We start from the raw sequence: 10,995 nt of genomic DNA, 5'->3' as shown, positions 1-10,995 counted from the left end.
GTGTTTGATATCAGTGTCTGGGTAGGCGCGATTTGTATGGGGCTGAGTTTAGGTCTATTAGGCTCTGGTGGCAGCATTCTAACGGTTCCATTGCTTGTATATCTGGCACATGAACCGCAAAAAATTGCGATTGCTGAATCACTTTTGATCGTGGGAATAGTCGCACTAGTGGGCAGTATCAACCATATCTTGAAACGCAAGGTTGCGTTCCGGTCAGTTTTGGCTTTCGGCTTACCTAGTATGGCTAGTGCACTATTAGGCGCGTATGCCTCGCATTGGGTGAGCGGGCAAGTTCAGTTGTTGACCTTTGCGGTCACTATGTTGGCAGCCAGTGTGTTTATGCTCTATCCGGTATCAAATAATCAAGAACAGCATAGCGCCCGTCAAACTTTGAGTTTGCTACTTGCTGGATTGTTTGTGGGGGCTTTGGCGGGCTTTGTTGGCGTTGGGGGCGGTTTTTTAATTGTTCCAGCACTCTTGTTGTTTGCTAACACTCCGATGAAAGCCGCCGTGGCCACAAGCCTAGTGATCATTGCAATGCAAAGCTTTGCTGGGTTTTCACAATATGCTTTTGAATTTGCTAAAACGAATACGTCACTCAATTGGCCGTTGATTGCTTTGGTAAGCACATTTGCTGTTGCTGGTTCATTTGTTGGCATGTTTGCAGCCGAACGTTTACCACAACAGCACTTAAAAAAGCTATTTGGGATAGCGCTTATTCCATTATCGACATTTATTTTTATTTCGAATTTCTAAGAGAGTTTAATTATGACAATCAAACAACTATCCGAAAACTTTTCCGTGTCAGGTGAGCTGTCAGAGCAAGACTTTTCGACTTTAAAAGAGTTGGGGGTCAATCTCGTTATTAATGTAAGACCCGACAATGAATCAAGTGAGCAAGTTAGTAATGAAGACTACCAAGTGATTTCTAGGGCCCATTCGATTGAATATGCATTCATGCCAGTAAAACCTTGTGAGTACACAGATGCTGACATAAAAAAAATGCAAGCACTCATCCAGTCGACAGACGGCAGAGTGCATAGCTTCTGCCGAACAGGTGCAAGGGCTGCACATCTTTGGGCACTAACTAACAAACAGAAATTGTCCTACGCAAATCTACAAGAAATACTAGCGCAGCACGCTTACGACTTAAGCCCAATTGCACTTCGTTTTAAATAGGCTCGAAACGGGTTTAGACTTTGTTAGACAATTATATTGTTATTACTGTCATTCTAGTTTGGCAACAAACCCCTTGTTTTTAAAAGTGTTTGATTGTTTGGGAAGTCTTCTAATGCCTTAGTAAGTATTATAGTAGCTTGCTCATATTGCTTAGACTTTATGAGTGCGTAAGCGAAGTTGTTTAGATACGCAGGCTCAAACTTGCCTACGTGATAGCCTTTTTCAAACCAATCAATGGCAGCATCATGGTCAACGTCTACAAAGTGATTAGCCAGTAAAAAATAAGCTAGCCATTCTGAAGGCCATTGAGTTGTTGCGGTTTTTAAGAACGATATAGCTAAGCGAGGTTCACCTATTTTAAATAAGTCATATGCAGCACTTGTATACACAAATGAATTCATACTTTGGCTACTAACATCGGGTGGGACTGGCGCTAGAAACCAATAGTTTGCTCGTGCCCACGTTCTCTCGAATAGCTCAAACGACATTGAGTGATTTGGTGTTAGGCCAGTGTGTAAGGTAAACGTTCTCTCTTCTTTGTTATAACCAATGACTAAGGCATAGTGCCATTGCGGGAGCATTTGTATCGAAAGGTTTTGGAAAACAATGACTGGAATGTCATCATTTATGAGTGTCATAATTTGACTTAAACTACCTCGTTCCGAGTAAGGTAAAAAACCATAGCGTCTGCTTGCTCCAACCATTTCAAGCTGCAAGCTGCCTTCTTTACCAGGAATAAACAGATTAGGTGCAATTTCGTCAGCACTTATAGTGGCTCCATGGAAATTAAAAACTTCAGCTAGAGTGGTCGGGCCGCAATAAAACTCTTGTTGTGGGTAGAAAGGTACGTTTTCGATTGTTTTTGAGGCTGGTAATAATGTTAATTTCTGTGCGCCGAGTTTGTCTGCCTGTGGAGTTCCTTGACAAGCAGCGAGCAATAAAAAGCCCGCTATAAAGCAGGCTTTATTGATTAGTTTACTTAACATTCTTAGCTATTGATTGGTCGTATAAAAGGGAAAACATCTGTCACACCAACTAAATCTAGAATGGCAATTACTGCGAAAACAGTAAGCACCGCACCAACGATACCACCTGCTGGAGCTTCATTTAACTCTTGGTTTAACAATGCAATTTCATTGTCGGTTAAAGCATTTATTCTTGCTATCGCATCGTTTTTGTCGACACCTAGGCTTTCGAGTTCGCTCTCGACGTCGGTTCTATTCACCATGTCTAATAGTTGTTGCTTATTGTAGCTAGCATGCTGAGCTTGCATAACGCTATCGGAACTAACGACCTCAGCTTGAGCACCAGCCGTAAAAAGAATGAAAGAGCTAGCCGCAGCACATAATAATTTTGTTAAGTATTTCATATAATCTCCAACAGTTAATCACATTACTGAATATTGGAGTCTACGCTAACACTGCTCTTGTTGTTTTTCAAATGCTTAGAACGGATATTGCCGCTAATTCTAAAAAGGGGTCAGAGTTACTTTCACGAAAAAGCACATGAAAACTGAGTTTGTAGCAGTAAGCAAAGCCTAAGCTTAGCAAACCTTCTAATGGCATGGATGCCATTAGAGAGCGGCCATGGATGGCGAAAAGCGTGTTTGTTAAGCTTAGGCTTTGCTTGCTGATGCTAACTCATTAAAAACAGGCGCAGTGAAATTAACTCTGACCCCTTTTTTGGTTTTTAGTTGAGCTGGTTTACTAGGTATGCGGCGACTTTGTCAAAACGAGGGTCGTCTGGGTTTGACTCCATGGTAGTGCCCAGAATTTTACCGTCGTGAGAAACGAAGAGAGTGGTTGGTGTTCCAAATATCTGAAACACATCTTCTGCTACTTCGTCACCATCGACCAAGGTTTGAAAGTGAATGTCACGTTCTTTTAATGAGCCTTCTGGGTCTGCACCAATCGGTTCGTTCACGCTGATGCCCAATACTATAAGTCCCTGTTCTTCATATTTGGTTCGCACTTTTTCAAGCCCAGGATGGAGCTTTTTACAATACGGACACCATGTTCCCCAGAATGTAATGATCATAGGTTTGCCAGCAAAATCACTGAAACTCACTTCTTCGCCACTTTGGGTTTTTAAGGTCCAGTGGGGCGCGTCGGGGTGACTTGGCGATGCTTTTTCAGAAACTGGTTTGTCTTGCGCTTGCGCAGGCGCCGAGTAGGAAGAGACAAAGGCAATAAATCCTGCAACAAACAGCGCGCTGATAAAAGATTGGGTGAAAGACTTCATTATAAACTGGCTCTTAGTATGTCGTATTAGTGCAATAGACAGACTAAGAGGCTTGAAACTTTCATACTAGTGGCTTCTTTCTCTTTATAGCTTACTCGCCTGAATCGCTAGACCTTCGCAGACAGAGTTAAACGCGTCACCCTCGATAACGGGCAGGTCAGGCAGCATAATTTCTTGTAGCTGCTTTTTGACAATAGGCGATAAGCTCATGCCACCGGTGATAAAAAGCATCTCTGGAGCTTGTTCGCTGTTCTTTAAACAATCTGAAACTAAGCGTTTAACCTTATCTAACCAGGGTTGCATTGATCTATCTAAATCTGCGAGTGAGATGTCTACTTGATAATCAGGCTCTACATAACTCAGTGGAAGCGTGATTTGTTGTTTTGACGATAGCATTTCCTTCGCAAGCCGTGATGAGTTCACCAGTCTGGCCGATAGTTTTTCTTCTTGAACCGTTAACAAGCGACCCAGCTGTGCTGGCTCTTTGACGATTGACATGGTTTGCGCAATGTCCAATCCATAATCGTCAGAGAAAAAGCGATTCAATTTTGGAATATCATCAACAGCACACATATCAGTGTAATAGATAGGGGGAATAGGCAAACCACTTTGCATTTTTAAACCTGAACCCATGGTTGGCGCGATAGATTTAATAATCAGATTTTTGTCGCACTCCATACCGCCTAGTCGAGCTCCTGTGACTGACAGCACATCCTGTTGGCGATGTAAGTTAGTCAGTTTTTCAGGAGATAAAGTAATACAACAGATGTCGCTCGTTCCGCCACCAATATCGACCACTAAAACATTGGTTTCTTTGTCCAGTTCTCGTTCTATTTTATATGCTGCGGCAATGGGCTCTTCCAAAAACTCCACATGGGTGAACCCCGCTGTTTTTGCTGCTTCACGCATAATATCAATAGCTTGACTATTACCGTCCTCGCCACGAGTCCCGTGAAAACGTACGGGGCGGCCAATCACTGCAGTATCAACAGTTTGCTGTAATTGCTTTTCAGCACTTTCTCGGAAGAAAGCTAATTGTTTTGCAATCATCCCAACAAATGCTTGTTGTTGACCTGACACTAAATTTGCGCCAAGAAAGTTCTTGGGAGAATAAATGAGTCGACCTTTGTCAGGTGATTTTAGATATCGGCGAAAACCTTCTTCGCCGAAAGCAAAGTCGCCACTTTCTACCAGTTGTAACAGGCTTAGATCGTCAACAGTCATATTTTTCAATAACAGCTGTATTGCTTTTCGCTGAAGAGCTGGACGGTTATGAAACTCAGCTCGAAGTTCATCAATTTTGTCGCCGTAGCTTTGTTGTTCGCGTGGATCTTGAGCTTCGTAGTAGTGTTGCTTGGCTTTGTCTATTTGGTCTGTGATTGCACGTTGAATTTGCGAGACTTTTGCCTCAATTGCGCTAGCAGGTGGTGTGGGTAATTCATCTTTGTAATAGATAAAGACAGACGAGCGAATTTTGTTCGAATTTTCTAGGCTTGGATCGAGTCTAATGTAATGATGTTTTTGCCCATCAAAATAAACTACTTCTGAGTTTGATGTGCCGTAGTCGATGCCAATTGCAGCCATTATGTTCCTAACTTTTTGTTTATTACGCGATAAAAAAGAACCGCGGATTGTAATGAAATAGATGCGTTAAACAAGCATTATTACCAAGCTCTGTAAACTTAAGCGCAGACTTTCCCTCAAGTATAGCAAAGACACTAAACCATGCGATATCGACTCCACTGTTGTTTGCAATAATGCGAGGTTTGTCATGTTCGATACCAAGTGCTACTCTAACCAAGACGTATTTAGGAGTTTGGCAAAATGTCCAGAACACACTTCACTTTCAGCACCACAAAAAAAATTATTTGTGAGTTGAACGGACTTAAAAATATAGCAGAAGAATGTCACAAGCTAGGAATGCAAACAGTGTTGATCGTGACTGATGTGGGTATCATTAATGCCGGTATCCTAGAACAATTGACCGCTGTTTTGGACGACTCGAATGTCAGTTTTCATATTTTTCAAGATGTTCAGGCTGATCCCAGTGAAGATAAAGTGCTCGATGCGAGTGAGTTTGCACTGTTACGCAATGTTGATGGTGTTATTGGCTTTGGTGGCGGTAGCCCCATGGATGTTGCAAAGCTAGTTTCTATGCTGTGTTCGCAACCTGTTGACTTCAAGGATCAGCGAGAAGAGTTGACGCGAAAGCTTAAAAGTAGTTATGGCTTGGAACAAGTTACTGGGGGAAGATTACCTCTAATATTAGTGCCAACGACTGCAGGTACAGGTTCAGAAGTGACGCCTATAGCCATTGTGACTACGGGAGAAACAACGAAATCGGGTGTTGTTTCACCCGTGTTACTGCCCGACGTAGCCGTCTTGGATGCCACTTTAACAGTAAAACTGCCAGCACACGTTACAGCGGCAACTGGCGTTGATGCAATGGTGCACGCAATCGAAGCTTATACCAGTCACATAAAGAAAAACCCTATTTCAGATATATTAGCGCAACAGGCACTTCGTTTATTATCGGCGAACATAAAAGTAGCGACGTTTGAAGGCCATGATTTGGAGGCAAGGCAAGCGATGCTGTTGGGAGCGTGTTTAGCTGGACAAGCATTTGCCAATGCGCCTGTTGCTGCTGTTCATGCCTTAGCTTATCCATTAGGCGGTCAGTTCCATTTACCGCATGGCTTGAGTAATGCCTTAGTCCTTGTCCCGGTCATGCAATTTAATCTGAGTCACTGCACAGACCTATATTCAGACTTAAGTGAATGTATGCATGGACTAGTGAGTTCGGGGGAGCAATCTGGTGCACAAGACCTGGTCAATTATCTGTCTGATTTAATTCGGGATTTGGCATTGCCTTCTTGCCTGCAAGATGTTGGTATTAAACACAGCGATATTGACCTATTGAGTGAAGATGCGATGAAGCAGACCCGTCTATTAGTTAATAATCCTAGGGCACTCTCGTTAGAAGACGTTAAAACGATATACCAAGAGGCTTTACATAGACAATGACGACACAAGATAAAAGCAAGGCAATGCCAGCCCGCAAAGATTTTCACAAAGAGTATGAGATAACAACGCGATGGTTAGATAATGATCAGTTTGGTCATATCAATAACGTTAATTATTATTCATTTTTCGATACCATCGTGAATCAGTTTTTAATCAATGAAGCGAATTATTCACCCATGCAAAGCGATAAGATTGGTCTTATGGTGGAATCAAATTGTCGCTATTTGAAATCATTGTCCTACCCAGATAAATTGATAGGTGCATTTAGGGTTAAAAAGCTAGGAAATAGCTCTGTTAGCTATGAGGTAGGCATCTTTAAACAACACCAAGAGCAATTGTGTGCACTGGGCACACTTACTCATGTTTTCGTTAATCGCGATGACTCAAAGCCTAGCCCGATACCTGAAGCGCTGCGTACAGTGCTCAGCAAGGCTATCTATAATTGAGCAAATAAGCCGCGGTTTACAAGTTTCCGATGGCTTTGTTCAAGAGTTTGGTCGCTTTATCGTATTCCAAATAACGAATATGCTCCTTCAAGGACTTAAATTGGTCGTCGTTTAAACACGTCTGAATATAAGGAAATTGCTCCTCGAGGTCTAACTCTGATAAAAACGCACCAGAGCGCAATGTATCAAGCAGCATTTCAATATAACGTTCTTTCTCGTGTGCAGGCATTTCTGCAAGCAGTGGCCGCATATTCGAATCCGTGGCTTCTGCTGAGTCATCCAATATTCTCTCGATTTCTTGTAATGCAATAGCCAGCTCATTCGTTAAGGCTTTTATTTCAAATGGCTGCGCTTTTTCAACGGCAGTCTCTACCTTAAAGGCTTCTCGTTGAACTGCACTAGCGCCAACTGTGCCCGCCGCCCCCTTAATAGTATGTGCGATACTTTGTGTGAGCTCAAAGTCGTGAGCCTCTACAGCAGCTTCTAAATTCTTTATACTCTCTTTGTGATCGTGTAAAAAGCTAGCAAGTAGTTGCTTGAACAGGATGAAGTTACCCGCCATGCGGCCCAATGCAGCGTCTATATCGAAGTGTTGCAGCTTTTGTGTAAACGTTGATTGCTCTGCATCGATTCCTTTTTGATTGAGTCGGCCCATGGAGTGAGTTGCACTTGTTAACTGAGCGTCACTTTTCCACGAAAGGTAAGTCGATAGTTTACCGTGCAATATCTCTATATCGATAGGTTTACTAATATGGTCAAGCATACCTGCATTCTTCACCTTATCTTGGGCGCTATCTAATACCGCTGCCGACATGGCTAATATTGGTATGTCTCTATCGTTTTCCTGTGCCATTTCAAGAATAGTAGAAGCTGCACTATAACCATCTAAGATGGGCATTTGTAAGTCCATTAGAATCAAATCAAAGCGCTCATTTTGAAAAGCAACAATTGCTTCTTCACCATTTTTAGCATGCACAGAGCTTATTCCAAGCATAGCAAGCATTTCTTCAGCCACTATCTTATTGGTCTCATTATCCTCTACCAGTAAAATATGATTTCCTGACAATGATTGAATAATCTGCTGATGGTCTCTATTCGGTTCATCATCTCTTACATCTTGAGGTTTTGCAGGCTGTAGAGGTAAACACACAGTGAAAATACTGCCTTTACCAAGTTCGCTTTCTACTGAAATCTCACCTGCCATTAAAGCACAAAGCGATTGGCTAATCGCCAAGCCTAGGCCGGTGCCGCCATACGAGCGCATAGAGCTATTATCTACTTGATGGAATGAGTCGAATAATTTATCAATATCTTTCGAGGCTATCCCAAGGCCAGTGTCTCTCACTTCAAAACAAACATACTCAATACCCTCTTCGAAATGACTGCTAACGTTCAAAGTAACCCCGCCTTCAGTAGTAAATTTGACAGCATTGCCAATAAGGTTGTTCAGTACCTGGTTAATGCGAAGTTGGTCCCCGACATAATGAGTATGAAGCGTGCTTGAAATGCGAGTGTTTAAAAATAAGCCTTTGTCTTTTGCTACAAGACTATGAATACCTGTTGCCATATCAAGTAGTTTTTGCAGTTCAAAAGTCTTGTTTGATATTGAAAATTTTCCAGCCTCAAGTTTAGAAAAGTCCAGAATGTCATTTAAGATTTGCAGGAGTGCTTTAGAGGATACTTCCATTCTTTCTAAATGTTCACGCTGTTTATCACCCAAGTCCATTTTAAGCGTTAGACTGATCAAACCCAGTATTGCATTCATAGGAGTGCGCACTTCGTGACTCACATTCGCTAAAAAGTTGGTTTTTGTTTCGTTTGCTTGTTCGGCGTCATTTTTGAGTTTCACCAACTTAAATTGCATCGCTTTCTGGCTATCAATATTTAAAAAGCTACCCATCAGTTTACTTGCATTGCCCTCGGCGTCTCGCTCCAGGATCAAGTACTTGGCTAGGCACCAAACGTAATCACCGTTTAAGTGACGCATCTGAAACTCAATGTGCTCGTGATTGATATCTTTATGTTCGTTTATAATATTAGACAGGAAGGTCTTTAAATCACTGAGATGATCTGGGTGAACAAGGCTGAGTAGGCTATCAGTATTTGCGTCTTGAAAGTCGTCTAAGGTATAACCTGTTTGTTCGCTAAATGTTTGATTGAGATATTCAATTCTCTTATTCTGCAAATCGAAAATATAGACCGCGGTAATTGCTGCATTGAAGGCAGCATTAATGAAACGATCCTTTTGCTTAATGGCGAGTTCTTGTTTATGTGCCTGAGTAACATCGTCAAACAGCACGATTGCTGAATTCTGTTTACTTTGAAAGCTTTGCACGCGATAAACACCGCTGACTTCTGAGTCGTCATAGTGCACGGTTTCGTCTTTCCACTCACCGCCATTGACAGCAATATTTTTATAGGTATCGACAATCTCTTTGCCTGCCACATCGGGGAAGGCAGCTTCAATAGTTTCACCTACATGCTTTGTATGGGCTTCGCCCAATATTTTTACCGCAGCTTTGTTGTACCCAGCAAAAAACAATTCATCACCTTTTAAGTCAAACATATGCAAGCCAATAGGCAGGGAGTTGAATATGCTCCGAAGTGTATTCTCGCTCTCTTTTATTGCTTCTTGAACGGACAGGTGACTTTCAGCCGTTAAGCGTTCAAGCTTCTCTTTGTGAGCGAGTTCGAGTACTTCTTTCATTGCGCTGGGTGTGGGTATTTTCAGTGCGTCGGGGATAATAGAGAACAGCTTGTAAGCGGTGATACATGAGACTATTGCTGTTGCCAGTTTGAATAAGCCATGCACTCCATATGCACCATGCCAAATAACAAAAATACTGACGACATGAGTCAAACCACACAGCAAAATAAAGGCAGAAAACAGAATAAAAATACCTTTGAACTCTAATTCTGGACGTTTTTTTACGAAGTAATACAAAATCACCGGTATTGAAAAATAAGCAAAAGCAATCATGCTGTCTGAAATGACATTTAACCATAAAATATCTGGCTTCCACAGATAGCAATGGCCATGTGGCATGTAACCAGTATTGAACAAGGATTCGAGCGTGTCGTTCATGCAATTGCCCCTTAATAATTGGTGGCTTTTTGTTCGATTCCTTGTTAGCTTAGCGTTAGCTTGATACTAAAGTCTAATAAATGTTAAAAAAAGGATTCTTTATCAATCGCATACCTGTATTAATTATCGATGACGACCCAAATATCATTAAGCTCATTGCTGAGTCGTTTAAGCATGATTTTAGCGTGCATTTCGCCACTAGCGGTGCCGCAGGTTTAGACTTGGCTATTAGTAAAAAGCCCGACGTTATACTGTTAGATGTGAAGCTACCAGATGTGCATGGTTATGAGCTTATTCGTCAACTTAAAAACAATCCTCAAACACATGACATTCCCGTCATGTTTGTCAGTTCGATGTGCAGCGTAAATGAGCAAGAAGTTGGTTTTAAAATCGGTGCAATTGACTATGTCGTCAAACCGATAGAAATTCCTTTATTAAAAATGCGCGTAAGAACACATGCGAAAATTCGCCAACAAGCCTTGATGCTTGAACAACTTGCCGCTACTGATTCCCTCACAAACATTGCCAATCGACGCAAGTTTGACGAAGTGCTGTCACATGAATTGGACCGCGCGAGGCGAGAGAAAACGTCTCTGAGTTTGTTGTTCATCGATGTCGACAACTTCAAAGCGTATAATGACAATTATGGACACGGCAAAGGCGATGAATGCCTTGTTGCTGTGAGTAAGCTTTTTAAACAAACCGTGCATCGCCCGGGTGATTTTTTAGCAAGAATTGGTGGTGAAGAGTTTGCTATCATCTTGTCTGATACTAATGAAACTGGTGCATGTAAACTTTGTGATGATATAAAACAAGGTTTGCAAGACTTGTGTTTGCCGCATGAGTACTCAGATGTTGCGCAACATGTGACGGTGAGTATTGGGGTGACGGTAGTGGAAGGCGAAAATCATGCTCAAGATGCCAAACAGGTTTGCGCATGGGCCGACTCAGCTTTATATTATGTAAAAGAAAATGGTCGTTCAGGCTATTCGGTATTTCGACACAGCAAGTAAAACAAGG

The 10,995-nt window shown here is 42.0% G+C and carries 10 protein-coding genes; 5 read left to right on the top strand and 5 right to left on the bottom strand.

The features are described from left to right. Nucleotides 1-756 (top strand): sulfite exporter TauE/SafE family protein, encoded by a 756-nt coding sequence (locus RM556_RS14315; RefSeq protein ID WP_311374933.1) that lies wholly within the window; start codon nt 1-3, stop codon nt 754-756. 12 nt (nt 757-768) lie between these two features. Then, nucleotides 769-1,179, top strand: a complete 411-nt coding sequence (locus RM556_RS14310) for a TIGR01244 family sulfur transferase (RefSeq protein ID WP_311374932.1) — start codon at nt 769-771, stop codon at nt 1,177-1,179. 53 nt (nt 1,180-1,232) lie between these two features. On the opposite strand, the gene RM556_RS14305 is transcribed toward RM556_RS14310, so the two are convergent. From RM556_RS14305 to RM556_RS14290, 4 genes are all read right to left on the bottom strand, one after another. Further along, nucleotides 1,233-2,165: a PA2778 family cysteine peptidase gene (locus RM556_RS14305; protein ID WP_311359864.1), complete on the bottom strand. Its 933-nt coding sequence runs from the start codon at nt 2,163-2,165 to the stop codon at nt 1,233-1,235. A gap of 2 nt (nt 2,166-2,167) precedes the next feature. Next, a complete protein-coding gene (locus RM556_RS14300; RefSeq protein WP_311359865.1) occupies nt 2,168-2,548 on the bottom strand; it encodes a PA2779 family protein in 381 nt (126 codons plus the stop codon). Between the two features lie 320 nt (nt 2,549-2,868). Next, nucleotides 2,869-3,420, bottom strand: a complete 552-nt coding sequence (locus tag RM556_RS14295) for a TlpA disulfide reductase family protein (RefSeq protein ID WP_311374931.1) — start codon at nt 3,418-3,420, stop codon at nt 2,869-2,871. A gap of 84 nt (nt 3,421-3,504) precedes the next feature. Then, complete coding sequence (locus tag RM556_RS14290; protein WP_311374930.1) at nt 3,505-5,004, bottom strand: Hsp70 family protein; 1,500 nt, start codon at nt 5,002-5,004, stop codon at nt 3,505-3,507. Nucleotides 5,005-5,244: 240 nt separating this feature from the next. Between RM556_RS14290 and RM556_RS14285 the strand changes: the two genes are divergently transcribed. Both RM556_RS14285 and RM556_RS14280 read left to right on the top strand, forming a co-directional pair. After that, on the top strand, nt 5,245-6,444 hold the full coding sequence (locus RM556_RS14285) for an iron-containing alcohol dehydrogenase (RefSeq protein WP_311359868.1): 1,200 nt from the start codon (nt 5,245-5,247) through the stop codon (nt 6,442-6,444). Next, nucleotides 6,441-6,890 carry a thioesterase family protein gene (locus RM556_RS14280; RefSeq protein ID WP_311359869.1) on the top strand — a complete coding sequence of 150 codons (450 nt, stop codon included), beginning with the start codon at nt 6,441-6,443 and terminating at the stop codon, nt 6,888-6,890. Before RM556_RS14285 ends, RM556_RS14280 begins: the two co-directional genes overlap by 4 nt. A 16-nt stretch (nt 6,891-6,906) precedes the next feature. Here RM556_RS14280 and RM556_RS14275 read toward each other — a convergent pair whose 3' ends face one another. Continuing rightward, the gene (locus RM556_RS14275; RefSeq protein ID WP_311374929.1) at nt 6,907-9,975 is read right to left on the bottom strand and encodes an ATP-binding protein; all 3,069 of its coding nucleotides are present in this window, start codon (nt 9,973-9,975) and stop codon (nt 6,907-6,909) included. 80 nt (nt 9,976-10,055) lie between these two features. Between RM556_RS14275 and RM556_RS14270 the strand changes: the two genes are divergently transcribed. Beyond that, the gene (locus RM556_RS14270) at nt 10,056-10,988 is read left to right on the top strand and encodes a diguanylate cyclase domain-containing protein (RefSeq protein ID WP_311359871.1); all 933 of its coding nucleotides are present in this window, start codon (nt 10,056-10,058) and stop codon (nt 10,986-10,988) included. Nucleotides 10,989-10,995 lie beyond the last annotated feature (7 nt).

It is taken from the genome of Alteromonas sp. W364 (genome assembly GCF_031846205.1).
Classification (GTDB): Bacteria; Pseudomonadota; Gammaproteobacteria; order Enterobacterales; family Alteromonadaceae; genus Glaciecola; species Glaciecola blandensis.
This window is presented reverse-complemented; position numbering and strand designations above follow the sequence as displayed.

Excerpts from the sequence above, each read along its gene's own strand:
- RM556_RS14310 (WP_311374932.1), top strand. The coding sequence starts at position 769 with ATGACAATCAAACAACTATCCGAAAACTTTTCCGTGTCAGGTGAGCTG.
- RM556_RS14305 (WP_311359864.1), bottom strand. The coding sequence starts at position 2,165 with ATGTTAAGTAAACTAATCAATAAAGCCTGCTTTATAGCGGGCTTTTTA.
- RM556_RS14300 (WP_311359865.1), bottom strand. The coding sequence starts at position 2,548 with ATGAAATACTTAACAAAATTATTATGTGCTGCGGCTAGCTCTTTCATT.
- RM556_RS14295 (WP_311374931.1), bottom strand. The coding sequence starts at position 3,420 with ATGAAGTCTTTCACCCAATCTTTTATCAGCGCGCTGTTTGTTGCAGGA.
- RM556_RS14290 (WP_311374930.1), bottom strand. The coding sequence starts at position 5,004 with ATGGCTGCAATTGGCATCGACTACGGCACATCAAACTCAGAAGTAGTT.
- RM556_RS14285 (WP_311359868.1), top strand. The coding sequence starts at position 5,245 with ATGTCCAGAACACACTTCACTTTCAGCACCACAAAAAAAATTATTTGT.
- RM556_RS14280 (WP_311359869.1), top strand. The coding sequence starts at position 6,441 with ATGACGACACAAGATAAAAGCAAGGCAATGCCAGCCCGCAAAGATTTT.
- RM556_RS14275 (WP_311374929.1), bottom strand. The coding sequence starts at position 9,975 with ATGAACGACACGCTCGAATCCTTGTTCAATACTGGTTACATGCCACAT.
- RM556_RS14270 (WP_311359871.1), top strand. The coding sequence starts at position 10,056 with ATGTTAAAAAAAGGATTCTTTATCAATCGCATACCTGTATTAATTATC.